Annotated in this window: 20 protein-coding genes and 1 pseudogene; 14 read left to right on the top strand and 7 right to left on the bottom strand. The window is 62.1% G+C overall.

Annotation, left to right across the window (positions count from 1 at the left end; genetic code table 11):
* Positions 1–16: 16 nt before the first annotated feature.
* The 3 genes from MFF34_RS03310 to MFF34_RS03320 form a co-directional block, all read right to left on the bottom strand.
* Positions 17–331, bottom strand: coding sequence for a DUF2388 domain-containing protein (locus MFF34_RS03310; protein ID WP_238210235.1), 315 nt, complete (start codon positions 329–331; stop codon positions 17–19).
* 89 nt (positions 332–420) lie between these two features.
* Positions 421–2,106, bottom strand: coding sequence for a GspE/PulE family protein (locus tag MFF34_RS03315; protein WP_238210238.1), 1,686 nt, complete (start codon positions 2,104–2,106; stop codon positions 421–423).
* A gap of 91 nt (positions 2,107–2,197) precedes the next feature.
* Positions 2,198–2,503, bottom strand: a complete 306-nt coding sequence (locus MFF34_RS03320; RefSeq protein ID WP_027592246.1) for a hypothetical protein — start codon at positions 2,501–2,503, stop codon at positions 2,198–2,200.
* 126 nt (positions 2,504–2,629) lie between these two features.
* Here MFF34_RS03320 and MFF34_RS03325 point away from each other — a divergent pair, with 126 nt between their 5' ends.
* On the top strand, positions 2,630–3,100 hold the full coding sequence (locus MFF34_RS03325; protein ID WP_027592247.1) for an Lrp/AsnC family transcriptional regulator: 471 nt from the start codon (positions 2,630–2,632) through the stop codon (positions 3,098–3,100).
* Between the two features lie 118 nt (positions 3,101–3,218).
* Here MFF34_RS03325 and MFF34_RS03330 read toward each other — a convergent pair whose 3' ends face one another.
* Positions 3,219–4,595: an inorganic triphosphatase gene (locus tag MFF34_RS03330; RefSeq protein WP_027592248.1), complete on the bottom strand. Its 1,377-nt coding sequence runs from the start codon at positions 4,593–4,595 to the stop codon at positions 3,219–3,221.
* A 114-nt stretch (positions 4,596–4,709) separates the two neighbouring features.
* Between MFF34_RS03330 and argE the strand changes: the two genes are divergently transcribed.
* Entirely contained in the window at positions 4,710–5,852 is a 1,143-nt protein-coding gene (gene argE, locus MFF34_RS03335; protein ID WP_238210240.1) for an acetylornithine deacetylase, read from the top strand.
* A 124-nt stretch (positions 5,853–5,976) separates the two neighbouring features.
* Positions 5,977–7,272, top strand: a pseudogene (gene argA, locus MFF34_RS03340) (amino-acid N-acetyltransferase); the annotation flags it as partial.
* Positions 7,273–7,426: 154 nt separating this feature from the next.
* Here the strand turns inward: argA and MFF34_RS03345 are convergent.
* Together MFF34_RS03345 and MFF34_RS03350 are read right to left on the bottom strand one after the other, a co-directional pair.
* Positions 7,427–8,803: a glutamine synthetase family protein gene (locus MFF34_RS03345; RefSeq protein WP_027592251.1), complete on the bottom strand. Its 1,377-nt coding sequence runs from the start codon at positions 8,801–8,803 to the stop codon at positions 7,427–7,429.
* 338 nt (positions 8,804–9,141) lie between these two features.
* A complete protein-coding gene (locus MFF34_RS03350) occupies positions 9,142–9,336 on the bottom strand; it encodes a hypothetical protein (RefSeq protein ID WP_225876673.1) in 195 nt (64 codons plus the stop codon).
* Between the two features lie 41 nt (positions 9,337–9,377).
* On the opposite strand from MFF34_RS03350, the gene MFF34_RS03355 reads away from it, so the two are divergent.
* The 7 genes from MFF34_RS03355 to MFF34_RS03385 all read left to right on the top strand — a co-directional run bounded on the left by MFF34_RS03355 (position 9,378) and on the right by MFF34_RS03385 (position 17,688).
* The gene (locus tag MFF34_RS03355) at positions 9,378–10,736 is read left to right on the top strand and encodes a glutamine synthetase family protein (protein ID WP_027592252.1); all 1,359 of its coding nucleotides are present in this window, start codon (positions 9,378–9,380) and stop codon (positions 10,734–10,736) included.
* A gap of 48 nt (positions 10,737–10,784) precedes the next feature.
* Positions 10,785–12,146 (top strand): aspartate aminotransferase family protein, encoded by a 1,362-nt coding sequence (locus tag MFF34_RS03360; RefSeq protein ID WP_099430739.1) that lies wholly within the window; start codon positions 10,785–10,787, stop codon positions 12,144–12,146.
* Between the two features lie 169 nt (positions 12,147–12,315).
* Complete coding sequence (locus MFF34_RS03365; protein ID WP_099430738.1) at positions 12,316–13,413, top strand: polyamine ABC transporter substrate-binding protein; 1,098 nt, start codon at positions 12,316–12,318, stop codon at positions 13,411–13,413.
* Between the two features lie 159 nt (positions 13,414–13,572).
* The gene (locus MFF34_RS03370) at positions 13,573–14,667 is read left to right on the top strand and encodes a polyamine ABC transporter substrate-binding protein (protein ID WP_099430737.1); all 1,095 of its coding nucleotides are present in this window, start codon (positions 13,573–13,575) and stop codon (positions 14,665–14,667) included.
* Positions 14,668–14,738: 71 nt separating this feature from the next.
* Positions 14,739–15,881, top strand: a complete 1,143-nt coding sequence (potA, locus tag MFF34_RS03375; protein ID WP_027592256.1) for a polyamine ABC transporter ATP-binding protein — start codon at positions 14,739–14,741, stop codon at positions 15,879–15,881.
* On the top strand, positions 15,878–16,798 hold the full coding sequence (locus MFF34_RS03380; RefSeq protein WP_027592257.1) for an ABC transporter permease subunit: 921 nt from the start codon (positions 15,878–15,880) through the stop codon (positions 16,796–16,798). Before potA ends, MFF34_RS03380 begins: the two co-directional genes overlap by 4 nt.
* Positions 16,795–17,688: an ABC transporter permease subunit gene (locus MFF34_RS03385; RefSeq protein WP_099430734.1), complete on the top strand. Its 894-nt coding sequence runs from the start codon at positions 16,795–16,797 to the stop codon at positions 17,686–17,688. The genes MFF34_RS03380 and MFF34_RS03385 overlap by 4 nt, the downstream gene beginning before the upstream one ends.
* A gap of 103 nt (positions 17,689–17,791) precedes the next feature.
* On the opposite strand, the gene MFF34_RS03390 is transcribed toward MFF34_RS03385, so the two are convergent.
* A complete protein-coding gene (locus tag MFF34_RS03390) occupies positions 17,792–18,247 on the bottom strand; it encodes a transposase (protein ID WP_238210249.1) in 456 nt (151 codons plus the stop codon).
* A gap of 312 nt (positions 18,248–18,559) precedes the next feature.
* Between MFF34_RS03390 and MFF34_RS03395 the strand changes: the two genes are divergently transcribed.
* The 4 genes from MFF34_RS03395 to oscA all read left to right on the top strand — a co-directional run bounded on the left by MFF34_RS03395 (position 18,560) and on the right by oscA (position 24,203).
* Positions 18,560–19,648 (top strand): efflux RND transporter periplasmic adaptor subunit, encoded by a 1,089-nt coding sequence (locus MFF34_RS03395; protein ID WP_238210251.1) that lies wholly within the window; start codon positions 18,560–18,562, stop codon positions 19,646–19,648.
* A complete protein-coding gene (locus tag MFF34_RS03400; RefSeq protein WP_085272205.1) occupies positions 19,645–20,712 on the top strand; it encodes an efflux RND transporter periplasmic adaptor subunit in 1,068 nt (355 codons plus the stop codon). The genes MFF34_RS03395 and MFF34_RS03400 overlap by 4 nt, the downstream gene beginning before the upstream one ends.
* Positions 20,709–23,762: an efflux RND transporter permease subunit gene (locus tag MFF34_RS03405; protein ID WP_238210253.1), complete on the top strand. Its 3,054-nt coding sequence runs from the start codon at positions 20,709–20,711 to the stop codon at positions 23,760–23,762. The genes MFF34_RS03400 and MFF34_RS03405 overlap by 4 nt, the downstream gene beginning before the upstream one ends.
* Before the next feature lie 258 nt (positions 23,763–24,020).
* On the top strand, positions 24,021–24,203 hold the full coding sequence (gene oscA, locus MFF34_RS03410; RefSeq protein ID WP_003258557.1) for a sulfur starvation response protein OscA: 183 nt from the start codon (positions 24,021–24,023) through the stop codon (positions 24,201–24,203).
* The last annotated feature ends 48 nt before the right edge of the window (positions 24,204–24,251 follow it).

Here is a 24,251-nt window from a genome sequence, read left to right on the forward strand (position 1 = left end):
CTGGCCCCCCAAAAACTTATTCGGCTATCGCGTTCTTGGCCAGAATGGCATTGGCCAGTTCCATGTCGCTGGCCTGCATCCCTGGGTTTTCAGCGCGCACCTGGCGCATCGCCGATTCCAGGAACGGCCCGCGGATTGCGCCTTCACTGGCCACGAAGCTGCCGGCGTCATCCTGCGCGGCCATTACCAGTTTGTGATCCTTCGACGTCAGGTAGGTCGACGCCGTGGTTGCACCGGAAGAAATCACGTTACGCCAGAAGGTATCGGCCATGGCGGAGCCCATTGGCAGCGAAAGCAAGGCAGCGGTCGCGATGGCGGTTTTGAGACGCATGTTGAAACACCTCGAAGGGTGAGGGTTGAAGATGCGCGGTTTGATCCTGCCGAGGGGGTGCAAGTTCCTTGAATACAAGGGTTTTTTGCTCAGGAACAGGCCCTTAGCACTTCCTCTGTAGCGGTCAGGCCCCGGGCCACTTTCGCCTCCCCGCAGCGGCGCAGGTCTACCAAGCCTTCGGTCAGCGCTTGGCGTCGCAACTGCGCCAGGTCGGTGTGTGGGCCTATCTGCGCGCGCAGGCTTTCGCTGGGTATCAACAGTTCGAACAGGCCAGTACGGCCCTGAAAACCGGTACCGCGACAGGTGCGGCAGGGCTGGCCGCTGGCTGCCGAGGCACAACCCTGGCAATCGCCGCACAAGGTGCGAATCAGGCGCTGCGCCATGACCCCGATCAGCGTTGCCTTGATCAGGTAATCAGCCACGCCCAGTTCCTGCAGCCGGGTGATCGCGCCGCAGGCATCGTTGGTGTGCAGGGTCGACAGTACCAGGTGCCCGGTGAGGGCTGCCTGCACGGCCACCAGGGCGGTTTCCCGGTCGCGGATCTCGCCGATCATGATGATGTCCGGGTCCTGGCGCAGCATCGCCCGCACGCCGTCGGCGAAGCACAGGCCCAGTGCGGGCTGGACTTGCAGCTGGTTGAAGGCCGGCTCCAGCCGCTCGATGGGGTCTTCGATGGTGCACAGGTTGACTTGCGGGGTGGCCAGCAGCTTGAGGCTGGCGTAGAGCGTGCTGGTCTTGCCTGAACCCGTGGGGCCTGTCACCAGGATGATGCCCTGGCGTTGGCCCAGCAGCGCGCGCCATTGCTCCAGTTGCTGCCCTTCCAGGCCCAGGCGGTCGAAGCCTTCATGCAGCTGTTGCGGGTCGAACAGGCGCAGTACCAGTTTTTCGCCAAAGGGCGTCGGCAAGGTCGACAGGCGCAATTCCACTTCGCCGCCGCCGGCAAGGCGGCTTTGCAACCGGCCGTCCTGTGGCCGGCGTTTCTCTGCCACATCCATGCGCCCGAGGTGTTTGAGGCGGCTGACCAGCGCCAGGGTGACGCCCGCGGGGAAGGCGTAGACGGTGTGCAGCAGGCCGTCGATGCGGTAGCGCAGCTGCCCTTTTTCGCGGCGGGGCTCCAGGTGGATATCGCTGGCGCGTTGCTCGATGGCGTACTGCAGCAGCCAGTCGACGATGTGCACGATATGGGCATCGTCGGCGCTGGCTTCGGCCTGGCGTTTGCCCAGCTCCAGCAGCTGTTCGAGCTCGCCCAGGCTGGCTGACTGCTGGTGCTGCGCGCCCTGTACCGATTGGGCCAGGCGGAAGAACGACTGCCCCAACTGGCGGATCTGCAGCGGGCTGGCCAGCACGCGGCGGATGGGCCTGCCCAGGCTCCTGGCCAGGTCCGCTTGCCAGTCATCCTGATAGGGCTGTGCGCTGGCCACGGTGACGCCGGAAGGGTCGGCGGCGACGACGAGAATGCCATGGCGCTGGGCGAAAGCGGGGGAGATCAGCCCGCTGACCTGGGCCATGTCGAGTTGCATGGGGTCGATGCGCAGGAACGGCTGGCCGATCTTGTCAGCCAGCCATTGGCAGAGGCGGTCCAGGTCCAAGGGCTGTCCGGGGTGCTTGCGGTCTTCAAGGCCTTGGGCGGCGATGAGCTCCAGCGGGTGGCAGGTCGGCCGTGACGCGGCCTGCTCCAGTACCAGCAGGGTGTCGCTGGCGTCCAGGTGCCGGTCGGTGAGCAAGGCCTGGAGCAGGCGCTTGAGGTCGAGGGCGTGGTTGTCGGGGGTATGCATGGCGGCGTCCTTGCCAGGAGGGGAGTCCTGTTGAAGGCTAGCCGGGTGTGGTGCGCTTACGGCGGGCAAAGGGTTTCTGGATCTTGCGGTGTCAGACCACCGCCAGCTCCACGCGCGCCAGGTTCATCAGGCTTACGTCGCCCACGCACACCAAGTTGCGCAATTTTTGCGCAATCACCTCGGCCCGGTGCCAGCTCAGCCCGCCAATGCCGATCTCGATGGCGAGCCAGTCATCCTGTTGGCTGACCTGCACGTGGTGCGGGGTCAGGAACTGTAAGGCAAACAGGTTGAGCACCCGGCACAAGCTGTCGGGCTCGGCCTCGGCCTGCAGGCGGTAGTGCACGGTGCTGTGGGCGTTGCTGGCGGCCCAGGCGTCGGTACGTGGCAGTGCGTTCATGCTGGTCTCCGCAAATGTGGGAGAAATTCTTGCACGTTGAAGCGGGTATTTTTTCGCTATGATTCGACCAATTGGCCGGTATGGCAGATTGTTCTATTCGAAATATCGTGATCTGGAGAATTATTCATGCACAGCGAGCTGGACGCCTATGATCGGCGCATCCTTGAATTGCTGCAGGAGGACGCTTCGCTGTCCAGCGCACAGATCGCCGAGCGTGTGGGGCTTTCGCAGTCGCCTTGCTGGCGGCGCATCCAGCGGCTGAAGGAGGAGGGGGTGATACGTGGGCAGGTGACGCTGCTCGACCGCAAGAAGATCGGCCTGAACACGCAGATTTTTGCAGAGGTGAAGCTCAACGCGCACGGGCGCTCCAATTTCACCGAGTTCACCGAGGCGATCCGAGGTTTTCCGGAGGTGCTGGAGTGCTACGTGCTGATGGGCTCGGTGGACTTTCTGCTGCGTATCGTTACCTCGGACATTGAGGCGTATGAGCGGTTTTTCTTCGAAAAACTGTCGAATGTGCCGGGGATTCAGGAGGTCAATTCGATCGTGGCGCTTTCGGAGATCAAATCCACCACCAGCCTGCCACTGTCGAGATAGCACACGATCTGTAGGAGCAGCCTTGTGCTGCGAAGGGGCCGGTTTGACCAGAAAAAATCTGTGGCAAAACGGGCCTCTTCGCAGCACAAGGCTGCTCCTACAGGGCTAGCGACGCCGATCAAGCCTTGAGCAGGTACTTCCAGCCACGGCTTTGATCAACCGCGCGGGCCTGCTCGATACGGGCTTCAAGCAGCTCGTCGGGCGTTTCGGACAGCGGCAGTTCAGCCAGCTCGTGCAGCTTTTTCAGGTCGCCGTACAGGCGGTCCATCTGCGGCGCTTCGAGCACCTGGCGGGCATGGTGCAGCCAGGCGAGCAGCTGTTCGATGCGCGGCAGCTGTTCGGCCAGGTCTTCCGGGCGCTGGGTGTACAGCGGCAGTTTCAGCGAACGGCCTTCTTCACCCAGCAAGTGCGCCATCCAACTGGCCAGCTGCGCCTTGCCCTGGCGTTCGCCACGGCCTTTGCGCTCGACGGTCCAGCCACGGGCCAGCAGCCAGCGCGAGGTTTCCAGCGAGAACTGGCCCCAACGCACGTCTTCGAGTTCTTCGGCAAATTGCTCAGGCGCAGCGCGGCGGATGTCTTCGTCATCGTTGCCGGCCTGCACCAGTGGGCGCCAGTCTTCCAGCAGCGCGTCGAGGCTGGCGCGCAGTTCGCGGGTGGTGGCGCGCGGTGCGGCCTGGCCCAGGCTGGCGACCAGTGCGCGCAGTTCGGCCAGGGACTGCACCCAGTCCTGCAGCAGGCGCCAGTGGCCATTGTGGCGGTATTGCTCGGCCAGGCGCTGGCTGCTGCCGAGCAACTGCCAGGCGAGGGCGGCGAAGGCATCGTCCAGGGCCATTTCGGCGTCCAGCTCGGTCTGGGGCAGGCCCAGCTCGTAGCTTTCGGGCTCCAGCAGGCGGTAGCCACGCTCGGCCTTGCTGATGTCGCAAGGCATCAGCGGCAGGCTGGCGGCGAGCTCGGCGGCCAGTTCCAGCAGGGCTTCAGGTGCGCCTTCGCGCAGTTCGAGCTCCAACTCGCAGATTTCTTCCTTGCGCTTGCCGGCGATCACGAAGCCCTGGTCCAGCGCGGCCTCGATCACGACCTTGCTCTTGCCACGGCCCCAAGCGATTTCGGCGTATTCACGGCTGAAGTCGGTGGTGAACAGCGGCTTGATGGTTTTCTTGTCGAGCGCAGCCAACTGCTCGGGCCAGCAGGTGCCGTCGAGCTTTTTCAGGTCGAGCTTGACCTTGTCCAGGTGCCACTCGTACTCGTTGCGCTCGGACAGCCCGGCCACGCTTTGCCCGCGGCACTTCAAGGTCTGGATGATTGCATCACCATCGCGGCGCAGGCGCAGGGCGACACGGGCGGCGGAAAGCTCGCGCTCCGGGGTGTCGAAGTACTGGTTGAGCAGTTCACGGGTCTGCCAACCGGACTTGTTGCGCTTTTTCAGCAGGGGGTGCTCACGCAGGGCGGCAAGGGTCTCGCGGCTGGCGCGGAGCTTGAGTTCGGTTTCTTTGTGCATCGCAGGCTCGAAGGAGGGGCTCGTTGGCAGAGAGTCTACAGGAGTCGGCCGTCAACGGTTTATTCCAGACGGCAGATGGTCCTATGATGGGCAACGCTTCCGAGGAGTACAGGCATGCCGTTGCCGACGCTGAAAGACCAGTTCGCCGCTTTGATCGCCGCACCTTCGGTCAGTTGTACCCAGCCTGCGCTGGACCAGTCCAACCGTCAGGTCATCGACCTGCTGGCCGGCTGGTTGGGTGACCTGGGTTTCACGTGCGACATCCAGCAGGTCAGCCCCGGCAAGTTCAACCTGCTGGCCAGCCGTGGCACCGGCCCGGGTGGCCTGGTGCTGGCGGGGCACAGCGACACCGTGCCCTACGACGAGCAGCTGTGGTCGAGCGACCCGCTGAAGCTGACCGAGGTCGATGGCCGTTGGGTTGGCCTGGGCAGCTGCGACATGAAGGGCTTCTTTGCCTTGGTCATCGAGGCGGTGGTGCCGTTGCTGGAGCATGACTTCAAGCAGCCGCTGCTGATTCTCGCCACCTGCGACGAAGAAAGCTCCATGTCCGGCGCGCGTGCCTTGGCCGAGGCCGGCCAACCGCTGGGCCGCGCCGCAGTGATCGGCGAGCCCACGGGCCTGCGGCCGATCCGCATGCACAAGGGCATCCTCATGGACCGCATCGACATCCTTGGGCGCAGCGGCCATTCGTCGGACCCGTCCCTCGGCCGCAGCGCCCTGGAAGCCATGCACGCCGCGATGGGCGAACTGATGCAGTTGCGCGGCGAATGGCAGCAAACCTACCGCAACCCACAGTTCACCGTGCCTACACCGACGATGAACTTCGGCTGCATCCATGGCGGCGACAACCCCAACCGGATCTGCGGCCAATGCGCGCTGGAATTCGACCTGCGGCCGTTGCCGGGGATGGATGTCGAGCAACTGCGGGCAGCGATTCGCCAGAAGCTGGCGCCGGTGGCGGAGCGGTTCGAGGTGCGCATCGACTATGCCCCGCTGTTCCCGGAAGTGCCTGCCTTCGAGCAGGCGGCGGACGCCGAGCTGGTACAGGTGGCCGAACGCCTGACCGGTCACCGCGCCGAAGCGGTAGCGTTTGGCACCGAAGCACCTTATCTTCAGCAGCTGGGCTGCCAGACCATTGTGCTGGGCCCTGGCGACATCGCTTGTGCCCATCAGCCCGGCGAGTACCTGGAAATGTCACGAATCGAGCCTACCGTGCGTCTATTGCGAGACTTGATTCGGCACTATTGCCTGCACTAAACGTCCATTGAGCTTATTCGTTCCTGCCTAGAGGAGACCGCGCGTGACCGCAAGCCTGTTCCGACGATGATCTTGAACGCCCCCTGTATCGCCGTTCTCCGTCCACTTATCCACAGGCCCTGTCATGCCCGATTACGTCAACTGGCTGCGTCATGCTTCCCCGTACATCAATGCCCATCGCGACTGCACGTTTGTAGTCATGCTCCCTGGCGATGGGGTGGACCACCCTAATTTCGGCAACATTGTCCACGACCTGGTGCTGCTGCACAGCCTGGGCGTGCGGCTGGTGCTGGTGCATGGCTCGCGCCCACAGATTGAGAGCCGCCTGGCCGACCGTGGCCTGACCCCGCACTACCACCGTGGCATGCGCATCACCGATGCGGCGACCCTGGATTGTGTGATCGATGCCGTGGGTGCCCTGCGCCTGGCCATCGAAGCACGCCTGTCGATGGACATCGCCGCCTCGCCGATGCAGGGCTCGCGCCTGCGCGTGGCGTCCGGCAACCTGGTCACGGCGCGGCCGATCGGTGTGCTCGAGGGTGTGGACTACCACCACACCGGCGAAGTGCGCCGGGTCGACCGCAAAGGCATCAGCCGCCTGCTCGACGAGCGTTCCATCGTATTGCTGTCGCCGTTGGGTTATTCGCCCACAGGCGAAATTTTCAACCTGGCTTGCGAAGACGTGGCCACCCGCGCGGCCATCGAGCTGGGTGCCGACAAGCTGCTGCTGTTTGGCGCCGAACCGGGCCTGCTGGATGAGCAGGGCAAGCTGGTGCGTGAGCTGCGCCCACAGCAGGTGGCGCCGCATCTGCTGCGCCTGGGCAGCGACTACCAGGGCGAATTGCTGGATGCGGCCGCCGAGGCCTGCAAGGGCGGCGTGGCGCGTAGCCATATCGTCAGTTATGCCGAAGACGGCGCGCTGCTGACCGAGCTGTTCACCCGCGGTGGTGGCGGCACGCTGGTGTCGCAGGAGCAGTTCGAAGTCGTGCGTGAGGCGACCATCGAGGATGTGGGCGGCCTGTTGGAGCTGATCAGCCCGCTGGAAGAGCAAGGCATCCTGGTGCGCCGTTCGCGCGAGGTGCTGGAGCGGGAAATCGAGCAGTTCAGTGTGGTCGAGCGCGAGGGCATGATCATCGCGTGTGCAGCGCTGTACCCGATTGCCGATTCCGAGGCGGGGGAGCTGGCGTGCCTGGCGGTGAACCCGGAGTACCGGCATGGCGGGCGGGGCGATGAGTTGCTGGAGCGCATCGAGAGCCGTGCGCGGCAGATGGGGCTGAATACGTTGTTCGTGCTAACTACGCGGACTGCGCACTGGTTCCGTGAGCGGGGCTTTGCGCCCAGTGGCGTGGAGCGGCTGCCGGCGGCGCGGGCATCGCTGTACAACTACCAGCGTAATTCGAAGATTTTCGAGAAAACGTTGTACGCCTGTACCGGCCTCTTCGCGGGGCAAGCCCGCTCCCACAGGAATCTCACTAGGCCTGAGCCATGCGGAGGACTTGTGGGAGCGGGCTTGCCCCGCGAAGCAGGCGACACCGGTCTCAGAAAAACGCCGCCCTGATGGGCGGCGTTTTCAGTTACACGGTATGCAGATACCAGTTGTACTCGAGGTCGGAGATCGAGTGCTCGAACTCCTCCAGCTCGCTTTCCTTGCACGCGACAAAGATGTCGATGTACTTCGGATCGATGTACTTGTTGAGGATCTCGCTGTCGTCCAACTCGCGCAGGGCGTCGCGCAGGTTGTTCGGCAGGCTCTGCTCCAGCTGCTCGTACGAGTTGCCTTCGATCGGCGTACCCGGCTCGATCTTGTTGGTCAGGCCGTGGTGCACGCCGGCCAGCACGGCCGCCATCATCAGGTACGGGTTGGCATCGGCGCCGGCTACCCGGTGCTCGATGCGCACGGCGTCTGCAGAACCGGTCGGCACGCGCAGCGCGACGGTGCGGTTGTCCAGGCCCCAGCTCGGTGCATTCGGCACATAGAACTGTGCGCCAAAACGACGGTACGAGTTGACGTTCGGGCAGAGGAACGCCATGGACGCGGGCAGGGTCTCGAGCACACCGCCGACAGCGTGACGTAGCGCGGCGTTCTGCTCGGGATCCTCGCTGGTGAAGATGTTGTTGCCATCTTTGTCCAGCACGGAAATGTGAACGTGCAGGCCGTTGCCTGCCTGGCCCGGGTAGGGCTTGGCCATGAACGTGGTGTCCATTTCATGGTCGTAGGCGATGTTCTTGATCAAACGCTTGAGCAGCACCGCGTAGTCACAGGCCTTGAGCGGGTCTGGGACGTGGTGCAGGTTGACTTCGAACTGCGCCGGGGCGCTTTCCTTGACGATGGCATCGGCCGGAATACCCTGCTCTTTGGCACCTTCGAGGATGTCCTGCAGGCAGTCGGCGTATTCGTCGAGGTCGTCGATCAGGTACACCTGGGTCGACTGTGGGCGCTTGCCCGAGATCGGCGAGCGCGGCGGTTGCGGGCGGCCGTTCACGTTCTCCTGGTCGATCAGGTAGAACTCCAGCTCGAACGCGGCGCAGATGGTCAGGCCCATGTCGTCGAACTTGCTGACAACCTGACGCAACACTTCACGAGGGTCGGCGAAGAACGGCTCGCCTTCGATCTCGTGCATGGTCATGAGCAGCTGTGCGGTGGGGCGTTTCTGCCACGGCTCGTTGCACAGCGTATCGGGGATGGGATAGCAGATGCGGTCGGCGTCGCCGATGTCCAGGCCAAGGCCGGTACTTTCGACGGTGGAACCGTTGATATCCAGGGCGAAGAGGGAGGCCGGCAGGTTGATGCCTTTCTCGTAAACCTTGTGGAGGCTGGTGCGCTCTATGCGCTTGCCGCGCACCACACCATTCATATCTGCAATCAGAAGGTCAACGTAGAGAACCTCAGGATGTTCCTTAAGGAACGCGTTCGCTTCGTTAAGCTGAACGGCACGCGGGGGTACCGACATGATGCAACACCTTTGTTGTTAAAAATATCAATCAAGGGGGGCTTGCAAGACCAGTCAATCGAAAAGCCATACTGATGTCAAGCCAACCCCATGATGCCCTGAAATGGCACATCTACGGCAGATTTGCTGCATATCGGGGCGGACCATTATCCGCTATTTCCCGCGTGAAGGGCTATCTCAAGCGTGCCGTGTTTTATTTTTTACGGAGGTGTTGTGTAAAAAAATGAACAAGGCTAAGCTCGGATTCAACCCAGAACACAATAATACGAGGGTCACATGGTCCGCTTGTCGCGACCTGAAAGCACTGCCTGCGCAGTGCCATCGGGTACCCCTGTCGTTCATGCACGCACCGTCAACGGTGTGGCCGCCCTGGCCGCAATAATTGACGCTTGGCGCACCCGGACCATTCCCCGTAGCGGCTTCACACGCTTCGATTCGCCTTCCTGCCCTTCAAACTCATTACGGACACGCTTGTTTTCAGTGTATCCACTGTGCTCCTGCGTGGGGGTTTTTGCTTTAGCAATCTTCTCCATCCAGAATCAAGGCGCGGACCACCTTACCTCCTGAGGTATTTATGAGTAACAACCTCGACCAGCTCACCGATTGGTTGAAAGAGCACAAGATCACTGAAGTCGAATGCATGATCAGCGACCTGACCGGCATCACGCGCGGCAAAATCTCGCCGACCAACAAGTTCATCGCCGAAAAAGGCATGCGCCTGCCCGAGAGCGTGCTGCTGCAGACCGTGACGGGTGACTACGTCGACGACGACATCTATTACGAACTGCTCGACCCGGCCGACATCGACATGATCTGCCGCCCCGACGAAGACGCCGTGTTCCTGGTGCCCTGGGCCATCGAGCCGACGGCGCAGGTGATCCACGACACCTATGACAAGAAGGGCAACCCGGTCGAGCTTTCGCCGCGCAACGTCTTGAAAAAAGTGCTCAAGCTCTACGCTGACAAAGGCTGGCAGCCAATCGTCGCGCCCGAGATGGAGTTCTACCTGACCAAGCGCAGCGAAGACCCGGACTTCCCGCTGCAGCCTCCGGTAGGCCGTTCGGGCCGCCCGGAAACTGGCCGCCAGTCGTTCTCGATCGAGGCCGCCAACGAATTCGACCCGCTGTTCGAGGACGTCTATGACTGGTGCGAACTGCAGCAGTTGGACCTCGACACGCTGATCCACGAAGACGGCACGGCGCAGATGGAAATCAATTTCCGTCACGGCAACGCCCTGCACCTGGCCGACCAGATCCTGGTGTTCAAACGCACCATGCGCGAGGCCGCGCTCAAGCACAACGTGGCCGCGACGTTCATGGCCAAGCCCATGACCGGCGAGCCGGGCAGTGCCATGCACCTGCACCAGAGCGTGGTTGACGTGGTCACCGGCAAAAATATTTTCAGCAACGAAGACGGCAGCATGAGCGAGCTGTTCCTGCACCACATCGGTGGCCTGCAGAAGTTCATCCCCGAAGCGCTGCCGCTGTTCGCCCCCAACGTCAACTCGTTCCGCCGCTTCCTGCCCGACACCTCGGCGCCAGTGAACGTCGAGTGGGGCGAAGAAAACCGCACCGTTGGCCTGCGCGTACCGGATGCCGGCCCGCAAAACCGCCGGGTCGAGAACCGCCTGCCGGGCGCCGATGCCAACCCTTACCTGGCCATCGCCGCCAGCTTGCTGTGCGGCTACATCGGCATGGTCGAAGGCATCGAAGCCAGTGCCCCGGTGCAGGGCCGCGGTTACGAACGCCGCAACCTGCGCCTGCCGCTGACCATCGAAGATGCCCTGGAACGCATGGAAATCAGCCGTGCGCTGGTTCAGTACCTGGGCAAGAAGTTCATCACCGGCTACGTCGCCACCAAACGCGCCGAGCACGAAAACTTCAAACGCGTCATCAGTTCCTGGGAGCGTGAGTTCCTGCTGTTTGCAGTCTGATCAACCCTGGTGCCGCAGGAGCGCGGCTGTCGGATAACGGAGAAGCACATGAGCGTCAAAAACCCGCAAACCCGTGAATGGCAAAACCTGAGCGGCGAGCACCACCTCGCGCCCTTCAGCGACTACAAACAGCTGAAGGAAAAGGGGCCGCGCATCATCACCAAGGCCCAGGGTGTGCATTTGTGGGACAGCGAGGGCAACAAGATCCTCGACGGCATGGCCGGCCTGTGGTGCGTGGCGGTAGGTTACGGCCGTGAAGAGCTGGTGCAGGCTGCCGAAAAGCAGATGCGCGAGCTGCCGTACTACAACCTGTTCTTCCAGACCGCCCACCCGCCTGCGCTGGAACTGGCCAAAGCCATCACCGACGTGGCGCCGGAAGGCATGACCCATGTGTTCTTCACCGGCTCCGGCTCCGAAGGCAACGACACCGTGCTGCGCATGGTCCGTCACTATTGGGCGCTCAAGGGCAAACCGCACAAGCAGACCATCATCGGCCGCATCAACGGCTACCACGGCTCCACCTTCGCCGGTGCGTGCCTGGGCGGCATGAGCGGCATGCACGAGCAGGGCGGCCTGCCGATTCCGGGCATCGTGCACATCCCGCAGCCGTACTGGTTCGGTGAGGGCGGCGACATGAGCCCGGACGAATTCGGTGTGTGGGCTGCCGAGCAACTGGAGAAGAAAATCCTCGAGGTCGGCGAAGACAACGTCGCCGCCTTCATCGCCGAGCCGATCCAGGGTGCCGGTGGGGTGATCATCCCGCCAGAAACCTACTGGCCGAAGGTCAAGGAGATCCTCGCCAAGTACGACATCCTGTTCGTGGCCGACGAAGTGATCTGCGGTTTCGGCCGTACCGGCGAGTGGTTCGGCTCCGACTATTACGACCTCAAGCCAGACCTGATGACCATCGCCAAGGGCCTGACCTCCGGTTACATCCCCATGGGTGGTGTGATCGTGCGTGACACCGTGGCCAAGGTGATCAGCGAAGGCGGCGACTTCAACCACGGCTTCACCTATTCAGGGCACCCGGTCGCGGCCGCCGTAGGCCTGGAAAACTTGCGCATTCTGCGCGACGAAAAAATCGTCGAGCAGGCGCGCACAGAAGCGGCACCGTATTTGCAAAAGCGTTTGCGTGAGCTGCAAGACCACCCGCTGGTGGGCGAGGTACGCGGCCTGGGCCTGCTCGGCGCGATCGAGCTGGTCAAGGACAAGGCCACCCGCAGCCGTTACGAAGGCAAGGGCGTGGGCATGATCTGCCGCAACTTCTGCTTCGAGAACGGCCTGATCATGCGTGCGGTAGGTGACACCATGATCATCGCGCCACCACTGGTAATCAGCCATGCAGAGATCGACGAGCTGGTGGAAAAGGCGCGCAAGTGCCTCGACCTGACCCTCGAAGCGATCAGATGAGCACCTGCTAGGCTAGCGTTGTGACATTAGTTGGTTACAAGGGGCTGCTTTCCTTGAAACAGCGCCTTGTAACTTGCCAGACTAGCGACTGTTTCAGTCGCCCGACGCGTGTACTGCGGGACCTGGCAGCTGAACGGATGGCTAATCAAAAAAATCTGGAGCATGACGCATGAAGAAAATGGGCAAGACGTTGCTGGCCGCCGCCCTGATGGGTGCCATGGCGACCGCTGTTCAGGCTGAAGACAAGGTATTGAACGTCTACAACTGGTCGGACTACATCGCTCCGGACACCATCGCCAAGTTCGAGAAGCAGACCGGTATCAAGGTCAAGTACGACGTCTTCGACAGCAACGAAACCCTGGAAGCCAAGCTGCTGGCAGGCAAGTCGGGCTACGACATCGTCGTGCCTTCGAACAACTTCCTGGCCAAGCAGATCAAGGCTGGCGTGTACGAGGAACTGGACCGTTCCAAACTGCCGAACTGGAAGAACCTCGACACCGACCTGCTCAAGGCCGTTGGCGATGCCAGCGACAAGGACAACAAGCACGCCTTCCCGTACATGTGGGGCTCCATCGGCATTGGCTACAACCCGGAGAAGGTCAAGGCCGCGCTGGGCGTGGACAAGATCGATTCGTGGGACGTGGTGTTCAAGCCTGAGAACATCGCCAAGCTCAAGAGCTGCGGCGTGAGCTTCCTGGATGCGCCGACCGAGATGATCCCGGCCGCGCTGCACTACCTGGGCCTGCCAAGCAACAGCACCAAGAAGGAAGACCTGAAGGCCGCCGAGGACCTGTTCCTCAAGATCCGTCCTTCGATCACCTACTTCCACTCTTCCAAGTACATCGGCGACATGGCCAACGGCAACATCTGCGTGGCCGTCGGTTACTCGGGTGACCTGGAGCAGTCCAAGGCCCGCGCCCACGAAGCTGGCGACAAGGTCAAGGTGGACTACGTCATTCCGAAAGAAGGTGCCGGTACCTTCTACGACATGGTCGCCATCCCGAAAGATGCCGAGCATAAAGACGCTGCCTACCAGTTCATGGACTTCCTGATGCAGCCGGAAATCATGGCTGAGATCACCAACGCCGTGCGCTTCCCGAACGGCAACGCTGCTGCCACCGCGTTCGTGGACAAAGACATCACCAGCGACCCGAGCATCTACCCGCCTGCCGAAGTGAAGAAGCAGCTGTACGCGATCGCTGCGCCTGACGCTTCTGTGCAGCGTGTGATCACCCGCAGCTGGACCAAGATCAAGTCGGGCAAGTAAGCCCGATGCGAGGCGCTCTGGGCCGGGGTTGCCCGGCCCAGAGGCCATGAAAGGCAATTGATGATTGCGGCATCGAAGCTGCGAAGGTAAGTTGCGCGCCGGTTTTGCGTGTGCGGCCACATTGCCGCTACCCAGGCACTGATTGTGAGGACCACCCACTTGTCTATTTCTGTATTACGCAAGGCCTTGATGGCTGGAGCGGGCCTGACGCTGGCATGCAGCGTCCAAGCGGCGCCTACGGTGCATTTCTACAACTGGTCCGACTATATCGGCCCGACCACACTCGCGGACTTCGAGAAGGCAACGGGTATCAAGCCCGTGCAGGACGTGTTCGATTCCAACGAAACCCTGGAAGGCAAGCTGCTGGCCGGTAACACCGGCTATGACGTGGTAGTGCCGTCCAACCATTTCCTCGGCAAGCAGATCAAGGCGGGCGCGTTCCAGAAGCTCGACAAAAGCCTGCTGCCCAATTATTCAAACCTGGATCCGGCGCTGATGAAACGCCTGGAAAAGAACGATCCGGGCAACCAGTACGCCGTGCCTTACCTGTGGGGCACCAACGGCATTGGTTACAACGTTGAAAAGGTCAAGGCTGCGCTGGGCGTCGACACCATCGATTCCTGGGCGGTGCTGTTCGAACCCGAGAACATGAAGAAGCTCTCCAAGTGTGGTGTGGCCTTCCTCGACTCGGCGGACGAAATGCTCCCGGCGGTGCTCAACTACATGGGGCTGGACCCCAACAGCAGCAACCCCAAGGACTACCAGGCTGCCGAGCAGAAGCTGCTGGCGGTTCGCCCTTACGTCACCTACTTCCACTCGTCCAAGTACATCACCGACCTTGCCAACGGCGACATCTGCGTCGCGGCGGGCTTCTCTGGCGACATCTTCCAGGCCAAGGCCCGCGCCGAAGAAGCCAAGAAGGGCGTGAACCTGGCGTATGCGATTCCCAAAGAAGGCGGCAACCTCTGGTTCGACGTGCTGGCGATCCCCAAGGACGCCAAGAACGTCAAAGAGGCCCATGCCTTCATCAACTATTTGCTGAAACCTGAGGTTATCGCCCAGGTCAGTGATTACGTCGGTTACGCCAACCCGAACCCCAAGGCTGGCGACCTGATGGACCAGGCCGTGAGGACTGACGCCGCGGTTTACCCACCGCAGGAAGTGCTGGACAAGATGTTCGTCAACAGTGAGTTGCCGCCCAAGGTGCAACGCTTGATGACCCGTAGCTGGACCAAGGTCAAGTCGGGCAAGTAACAATCCAGACCCGCCGCGGCCCCTGCAGACCAGGCCGCGCGGGCACAAAAATCTTGTTGGGAGTTTCACTCATGGCAGTTGCCTCCGGAGCCTATAAGAAAGCCCTCGAGGGTGGCCAGCAACCCAAGCAGGTGCTGGTCAAGATCGACCGGGTCACGAAAAAGTTCGACGAAACGGTAGCGGTGGACGATGTGTCCCTGGAAATCCGCAAGGGTGAGATTTTTGCCCTGCTGGGTGGCTCCGGTTCCGGCAAATCGACCTTGCTGCGTATGCTGGCTGGCTTCGAGCGCCCCACCGAAGGGCGGATCTTGCTCGATGGCGTCGACATCACCGAGATGCCGCCCTACGAGCGGCCGATCAACATGATGTTCCAGTCCTACGCGCTGTTCCCGCACATGACCGTGGCGCAGAACATCGCCTTCGGCCTGCAGCAGGACAAGCTACCCAAGGCGGACATCGACGCCCGTGTGGCCGAGATGCTCAAGCTGGTGCACATGACCCAGTACGCCAAACGCAAGCCGCACCAGCTGTCGGGTGGCCAGCGCCAGCGTGTGGCCCTGGCGCGCTCGCTGGCCAAGCGCCCGAAACTGCTGTTGCTCGATGAGCCGATGGGCGCCCTGGACAAGAAGCTGCGTTCGCAGATGCAACTTGAGCTGGTGGAAATCATCGAGCGCGTGGGCGTGACCTGCGTGATGGTGACCCACGACCAGGAAGAGGCCATGACCATGGCCCAGCGCATCGCCATCATGCACCTGGGCTGGATCGCCCAGATCGGCTCGCCTGTGGATATCTACGAGACCCCGACCAGCCGCCTGGTGTGCGAGTTCATCGGCAACGTCAACCTGTTCGAAGGTGAAGTGGTCGACGACGCCGAAGGCCACGCGATCATTGCCAGCCCTGAACTGGAGCGCAAGATCTACGTTGGCCACGGCATCACCACGTCGGTCGAAGACAAGCACATCACCTACGCGCTGCGCCCGGAGAAGATGCTGGTCACTACCCAGCAACCGACCTGCGAGCACAACTGGTCGCGCGGCAAGGTGCACGACATTGCCTACCTGGGCGGCCACTCGGTGTTCTACGTCGAGCTGCCGAGTGGCAAGATCGTCCAGTCGTTCGTGGCCAACGCCGAGCGCCAGGGCACACGTCCGACCTGGGGCGATGAAGTGTACGTGTGGTGGGAAGATGACAGCGGCGTGGTACTGCGGTCATGAAACTGCGCAAGCTCAAGCGAGCCTTCCAGCGCTTGACCCCGGAGGGGCGGCACCTGGTGATCGGCGTGCCGTTCATCTGGCTGTTCCTGTTCTTCATGCTGCCGTTCTTCATCGTGTTGAAGATCAGCTTTGCCGAAGCCGACGTGGCGATCCCGCCGTATACCGAGATCTACAGCTACGTCGAAGACAAGATCCAGTTGGTGCTCAACCTGGCCAACTATGGCCTGTTGACCGAAGACGAGCTGTACATCTCGGCCTACCTGGGCTCGTTGAAGATGGCCTTCTTCAGCACCTTGCTGTGCCTGCTGATCGGCTACCCGATGGCCTATGCCATCGCCAACGCCCGCAAAGAGTCGCAGACCGTGCTGCTGTTGCTGATCATGATGCCGACCTGGACGGCGATCCTGATCCGCGTCTACGCCTGGATGGGCATCCTCAGCAACAACGGGCTGCTTAACAGCTTCCTGCTGTGGCTGGGGCTGATCGACCAGCCGCTGCAGATTCTCAACACCAACCTGGCGGTGTACATCGGCGTGGTCTATTCGTACCTGCCGTTCATGATCCTGCCGCTGTACGCGAACTTGGTGAAGCACGACCCGAGCCTGTTGGAAGCCGCATCGGACCTGGGTTCGAGCACCTTCAACAGCTTCTGGAAGATCACCGTGCCGCTGTCGAAAAACGGCATCATTGCGGGCTGCATGCTGGTGTTCATCCCGGTGGTGGGCGAGTTCGTGATCCCAGAACTGCTGGGCGGCCCGGAAACCCTGATGATCGGTAAGGTGCTGTGGCAAGAGTTCTTCAACAACCGTGACTGGCCGGTAGCGTCCGCGCTGGCGGTAGTGATGTTGGCGATCCTGATCGTGCCGATCCTGCTGTTCAACCGCAGCCAGGCCAAAGAAATGGAGGGCAGGGCATGAAGCGCTTCAGTTTCTCCAAGCTGATGCTGGTGCTCGGCTTGCTGTTCATCTACCTGCCGATGCTGATCCTGGTGATCTACTCGTTCAACGCCTCGAAGCTGGTGACAGTGTGGGGGGGCTGGTCGGTCAAGTGGTACGTCGGCCTGCTCGACAACACCCAGCTGATGGGGTCGGTGATGCGCTCGCTGGAAATCGCCTGCTACACGGCGGTGGCAGCGGTGGCGCTGGGTACCCTGGCGGCCTTCGTGCTGACCCGGGTCACCCGCTTCAAGGGCCGCACGCTGTTCGGCGGCCTGGTCACCGCGCCGCTGGTCATGCCCGAAGTGATCACCGGTCTGTCGCTGTTGCTGCTGTTCGTGGCCATGGCGCAGATGATTGGCTGGCCGCAAGAGCGTGGCATCGTCACCATCTGGATCGCCCATACCACGTTCTGTGCGGCGTACGTGGCGGTGGTGGTGTCGGCGCGCTTGCGTGAGCTGGACCTGTCCATCGAGGAAGCGGCGATGGACCTGGGTGCCAAGCCGTGGAAGGTGTTCTTCCTGATCACCATCCCGATGATCGCGCCATCGCTCGCGGCGGGCGGCATGATGTCGTTTGCCCTGTCGCTGGATGACCTGGTGCTGGCCAGCTTCGTGTCCGGGCCAGGCTCGACCACCTTGCCGATGGAAGTGTTCTCGGCGGTGCGCCTGGGCGTGAAGCCAGAGATCAATGCCGTGGCCAGCCTGATCCTGTTGTCGGTGTCGCTGGTGACCTTCATGGTCTGGTACTTCAGCCGCCGCGCTGAAGAGCACCGTCGCAAGGCGATTCAGCAGGCCATCGAAGAAGGGGCTGCGGCGAACGTGTCGCAGCCACAGGTCAAGCGCCCGACGGCTGCAGCTGCGCCGGTCTGACCCGCCGCTTCGCGGGCAAGCCCGCTTCTACAGGCAAGTGCAGCTCTAGAACACTGCACACATCCTGTGGGAGCGGGTTTACCCGCGAAACCCCAGCACCGATTCAAAGCCATACCGCATCCCAGTGTGGGTAGTCCCGGACACTTCTGACCCATCCAGCCCTCAACGGATTGGCAACAATGTACCGGGCTACATGCACCATGCTTTCCTCCCTTCTCAATGCCCGGTCCTGATACCCAGGCTGCCACACCGGATCATGCTCAACCCCCGCCTGATGCAAAACCAGACTGGATCTGGATTTGAACCTGCGCATCAATGTACCCAGCGTCGTGCCTTTCAACTCGATTAGCCAATGCAGATGGTCCGGCATCAGTACCCAGGCCAATGACCGGCAGGCGTGGTCGTGATCGGATTGTCGCAGTTGATGGATAACTAATCGGGCATGTTGGAAGTCATTGAACAGCGGCTTGCGTTGATGGGTAACAGTAGTAAGCAGGTACAGCCTGCCGAGTTCTGAATAGCGACCACGTCGAAGCAGGTGTGATTGAGCCCGAGGCATTGGTTTCTTCCTTGAAGAGTGACCTCTCCAAGGTAGTGGATGTGAAACCGCAAAAGTGCGTTGGATGGTTTCGGGAAATGGCAGGGGGCTTGTGGTTGTCTGTACCGGCCCTTTCGCGGGTGAACCCGCTCCCACAGGTGCTACGCAGAATTCAGCATTTGCACAGTCCCTGTGGGAGCGGGTTCACCCGCGAAGAGGCCCGCACCAGCGCCGAAAATACTCCAGTGATCTCCATCAGTGATGTTTGCTGAACCCTGAACTACGCTGACAGTCGCATCTCACAAATCATTTGTGCGCAAGCTAGGAGCCTGCATGAGGGTGACGCGTCCACTGGTGCTGGCAGGCCTGAGTGTGCTGTACATGCTCACCGGCTGTAGCAAGGAAGAAACCCCCGAGACGCTGCCTCGGGTCGGTGTGCAACAGGTCCAGCCTACCGATTTCGCTGCCAGAGTGACCCTGACCGGCGACGTACAAGCGCGGGTGCAAACCGACTTGTCGTTCCGCGTGGGCGGCAAGATCATTTCGCGCAGCGTCGATGTGGGCGATCACGTCAAGGCCAACCAGGTACTGGCACGGCTAGACCCGAAAGACCTGCAAAACGACGTCGACTCGGCCAAGGCCGAGGTGTTCGCCGCCCAAGCGCGCGTGACGCAGACGGCCGCGGCTTTCGTGCGTCAGCAAAAGCTGCTGCCCAAAGGCTATACCAGCCAGAGCGAGTACGACTCCGCCGAAGCCGCGCTGCGCAGCAACCAGAGCGCGCTCAAGGCCGCCCAGGCGCAGCTGGCCAATGCCAATGAACAGCTGAGCTACACCGCGCTGGTGTCCGAAGCCGCCGGCGTGATCACCGAGCGCCAGGCCGAGGTCGGCCAAGTGGTGCAGGCCACCATGCCGATCTTCGGCTTCGCCCGCGATGGCGACCGTGATGCAGTGTTCAACGTGTATGAATCGTTGCTGGTGGCACCGCCAAGCGATGAGGGGGTGATCGTGAAGCTGCTCGATGACCCCAACGTCCAGGCGCAAGGCTTCGTTCGCGAAGTGACGCCAACCGTTTCAGCCCAAAGTGGCACGGTGCAGGTCAAGGTTGGCCTGCGCAACGTGCCGCCCGGCATGCAGCTGGGCTCACCGGTGACGGCCACTGCCAATTCCCAGGGGCGTTCCAGCATCGAGCTGCCCTGGTCGGCCTTGACCAAGGCCCTGCATGAGCCTGCCGTCTGGGTGGTGGGCGAGGGCGACAAGGTCGAACTGCGCAAGGTTGAAGTGGCGCGCTACCTCACCGGCAAGGTCGTGGTCGCCAACGGCCTCAAAGGCGGGGAGACCGTGGTGGTCAATGGCGGGCAGTTGCTGCACCCCGGCATGCAGGTGGAAAAAATCGATGAAAAGGCTGCGGGGGATGCGCCATGAAGCGCTTGCTGTTATTGCTCCCGGTCGGGCTGTTGCTGGTTGCTTGCAGCTCTGAGGAAGAAGCGGTCGAGCCCGTTCGGCCGGTGCTTTCGGTGAAGGTCGAACCGCAGGTGCAAGCGCAACTTGGGCGCTTTGCCGGCAGCATTCAGGCGCGCTTCGAGAGCACCTTGGGCTTTCGCGTGTCCGGGCGTATTGCCCGGCGTTGGCTTGATGTGGGGGCGCAGGTGAAGCCTGGGGACACACTGGCCACCCTCGACCCCACCGACCAGCAGAACCAGTTGCGCGCCGCCGAAGGCGACTTGGCCAAGGTCCAGGCGCAGTGGATAAACGCCCAGGCCGACGCGCGCCGTCAGCAGCAGCTGTACGACCGCGGTGTCGGTGCCCAGGCCCAGCTGGACATTGCCCAGACCAACCTGAAAACCACCGGTGCGGCGCTTGAGCAGGCACGCTCTGCGGTCAGCCAGGCGCGTGACCAGCTTGATTACAGCACCCTGCGCACCGACCACGCGGCGGTGATCACTGCCTGGCAGGCCGAAGCTGGGCAAACGGTAACGGCGGGCCAGGCTGTCGTGACCCTGGCCCGGCCAGACGTCAAGGAAGCCGTGATCGACCTGCCGATCGGCGTGGGCGAGCAACTCGACAAGGGCCTCACCTTCACCGTGGCCTCGCAGCTCGACCCAAGCATCAACACCACGGCCTCGTTGCGCGAGCTGGAGCCGCAAGCCGACGCCACCACGCGCACCCGGCGTGCGCGCCTGACCCTGGCCAGCACACCGGCCGCCTTCCACCTTGGCACCGCGATCAGCGTAAGCCTGAGTTCTGCGGTCACGCCGCGCAGTGAACTGCCCCTGAGCGCCTTGCTCGAGCGTGACGGCAAAACCCAGGTGTGGGTGATCGACACGCAGCAGAAAACCGTGGCGACCCGGGATGTCGCCTTGATCGACCGCACCCGCGAACACATCGTCATCGCCTCCGGCGTACAGCCAGGCGAGCGCGTAGTGACTGCCGGCGTCAACAGCCTCAAGCCTGGCCAGAAGGTCACCTTCGACGAGGATGCGCAATGAAAGGAAGCTTCAACCTGTCCGAATGGGCGCTCAAGCATCAATCGTTCGTCTGGTACCTGATGTTCGTCGGCTTGCTGATGGGGATTTTTTCCTACTTCAACCTGGGCCGTGAGGAAGACCCGTCGTTCACCATCAAGACCATGGTCATCCAGACCCGCTGGCCCGGTGCGACCCAGGATGAAACCCTGTATCAGGTCACCGACCGCATCGAGAAGAAACTCGAAGAGCTGGACTCGCTCGACTACACCAAAAGCTACACCCGCCCGGGCGAGTCAACGGTCTACGTGTACCTGCGCGACACCACCAAGGCCAAGGACATCCCGGACATCTGGTACCAGGTGCGCAAGAAGATCCAGGACATCCGCGGCCAGTTCCCCGAGGGCATCCAGGGCCCGGCATTCAACGACGAATTCGGTGATGTGTTCGGTTCGATCTACGCCTTCACCTCCGATGGCCTGACCTTGCGGCAACTGCGGGACTACGTGGAGCAGGCCCGCGCCGAAGTGCGCGAAGTGCCCAGCATCGGCAAGATCGAGCTGGTCGGCACCCAGGACGAAGTGCTGTACCTGAACTTCTCCACCCGCAAACTGGCGGCCTTGGGTATCGACCAGCGCCAGGTCATGCAGGCGCTGCAATCGCAGAACGCGGTGACCCCGGCAGGGGTGATCGAGGCGGGCCCCGAACGTATTTCGGTGCGGACCACCGGCCAGTTCGCCTCTGAAAAGGACCTGGAAACGGTCAACCTGAGGATCAATGACCGCTTCTTCCGCCTTGCCGACATTGCCGATATCGAGCGCGGCTACGTCGACCCGCCGTCACCGATGTTCCGCTACAACGGCCAGACCGCCATTGGCCTGGCCATCGGCATGAAGGCGGGCGGTAACATCCAGGTGTTCGGCGCAGCGCTGAAGAAGAAGATGGACAGCGTGATCGCCGACTTGCCGGTGGGGGTGGGTGTGCACACCGTGTCCGACCAGGCCGTGGTGGTCAAGCAGGCGGTGGGTGGCTTTACCAGCGCACTCTTCGAGGCTGTGGTGATCGTGCTGGCGGTGAGCTTCGTCAGCCTCGGCGTGCGCGCCGGGCTGGTGGTGGCCTGCTCGATCCCGCTGGTGCTGGCCATGGTCTTCGTGTTCATGGAGTACAGCGGCATCACCATGCAACGGATCTCGCTGGGCGCCTTGATCATCGCCCTGGGCCTGCTGGTGGACGATGCGATGATTACCGTGGAGGTGATGGTCACACGCCTGGAAATGGGCGAGAGCAAAGAGCAGGCCGCGACCTTTGCCTACACCTCGACGGCGTTCCCGATGCTGACCGGTACCCTGGTGACGGTGGCCGGCTTCGTGCCGATCGGGCTCAACGCCAGTTCGGCAGGTGAGTACACCTACACACTGTTCGCGGTGATCGCCGTGGCGTTGATCGTGTCGTGGGTGGTGGCGGTGTTCTTCGCCCCGGTGCTGGGCGTGCATATCCTCAGCAGCAAGGTCAAAGCCCACGAGGCCGAACCTGGGCGCGTGGGCCGGGCATTCGAGGGCGGCCTGCTGTGGTGCATGCGCAACCGCTGGCTGACCATCATTGGCACCGTGCTGCTGTTTGCACTGGCGATATTCTGCGAGCGCTTCGTGCAGAACCAGTTCTTCCCATCATCCGACCGCCCCGAAATCCTGGTCGACCTCAACCTGCCGCAAAACGCCTCGATCGAAGAGACGCGCAAGGTCGTCGACCGACTGGAGGCCAGGATCAAGGACGACCCGGACCTGGTGCGCTGGAGCACCTACATTGGCCAGGGCGCGATTCGCTTCTACTTGCCCCTCGACCAACAATTGCAGAACCCCTACTACGCGCAGTTGGTGATCGTCAGCAAAGGCTTCGAAGAGCGCCAGGGCATGATGGATCGCCTGCAGAAACTGCTGCGCGAAGAGTTCGTCGGCATCGGCACCAACGTGCAATCGCTGGAGATGGGCCCGCCGGTGGGCCGGCCGATCCAGTACCGGGTCAGCGGCCAGGACATCGACCAGGTGCGCAAGCACGCCATCGAGCTCGCCACCTTGCTCGATGCCAACGAGCACATCGGCGAGATGATCTACGACTGGAACGAGCCGGGCAAAGTGCTGCGCATCGAGATTGCCCAGGACAAAGCGCGTCAGCTGGGGCTGTCGTCCGAAGACGTGGCCAACGTGATGAACAGCATCGTCACCGGCGTGCCGATTACCCAGGTCAACGACAACATCTACCTGGTCAACGTGGTCGCCCGTGCCGAAGACAGCGAGCGTGGCTCGCCCGATACCTTGCAGAACCTGCAGATCCTGACCCCCAATGGCACCTCGATTCCGCTGCTGGCCTTCGCCACGGTGCGTTACGAGCTGGAACAGCCGTTGGTCTGGCGGCGTGATCGCAAGCCGACCATCACCATCAAGGCGTCGGTCAATGGCGACATCCAGCCCACCGACCTGGTGGCTCAGCTCAAGCCCAAGATCGACGAGTTCGCCAGCAAGCTGCCGGTCGGCTTCGAGGTGGCGACCGGCGGTACGGTGGAGGAGAGCGCCAAGGCGCAAGGGCCGATCCGCAAGGTCATTCCGTTGATGCTGTTCCTCATGGCGACCTTCCTGATGATCCAGCTGCACAGCGTGCAGAAGCTGTTCCTGGTGGTCAGCGTGGCGCCGTTGGGCTTGATTGGGGTGGTGCTGGCGTTGGTGCCTACGGGTACGCCGATGGGCTTTGTGGCCATTCTCGGGATTCTGGCCCTGGCCGGTATCATCATTCGTAACTCGGTGATCCTGGTGACCCAGATCGATGAGTTCGAGGCGCAGGGGCTGTCACCGTGGGATGCGGTGGTGGAGGCCACCAACCACCGGCGGCGGCCGATCTTGCTGACGGCGGCCGCGGCCAGCTTGGGCATGATCCCGATTGCCCGCGAGGTGTTCTGGGGGCCGATGGCCTACGCCATGATCGGCGGGATCATCGTGGCCACCTTGCTGACGCTGCTGTTTTTGCCGGCGCTGTATGTGGCCTGGTACAAAATCCGCGAGCCTGAAAAACAATCATCCTGACCTCACATCCCTTTGTAGGAGCAGCCTTGTGCTGCGAAGAGGCCGGTACAGCCATCCGTGTTTGAGGGTGAATGTACCGGCCTCTTCGCAGCACAAGGCTGCTCCTACAGGGGAAATGTGAGGCTTGTGAAAATGGTTATATAAACATTCTTAAACAGTATTTTTAAGAATATCCCCGCCTCACTACTATTGCCCTCAAGCCAGGCGCAAATCCCCTTCAAACCTCTGCCCGGCACCCTCACTCCAAGGAGAACGAGCATGAGTGCATCTCTGCGTAGCATCGACGGTCAGGACGAAGCCACCATTCTGCGTGAGATCCAGAGCGCCCTGCGCGATCTGCGTTTCGGTGCGGTGGAGATTACCGTGCACAACGCTCAGGTCGTCCAGATCGAGCGCAAGGAGAAGTTCCGCCTGCAACAGCCCGGCAACAAGACCGGCTGATCGCGCCACACCTCTAAAACTAGAAAAATGCCAATCGGGAGCTTCACC

This window comes from Pseudomonas sp. PAGU 2196 (assembly GCF_022179005.1).
GTDB lineage: Bacteria > Pseudomonadota > Gammaproteobacteria > Pseudomonadales > Pseudomonadaceae > Aquipseudomonas > Aquipseudomonas kermanshahensis.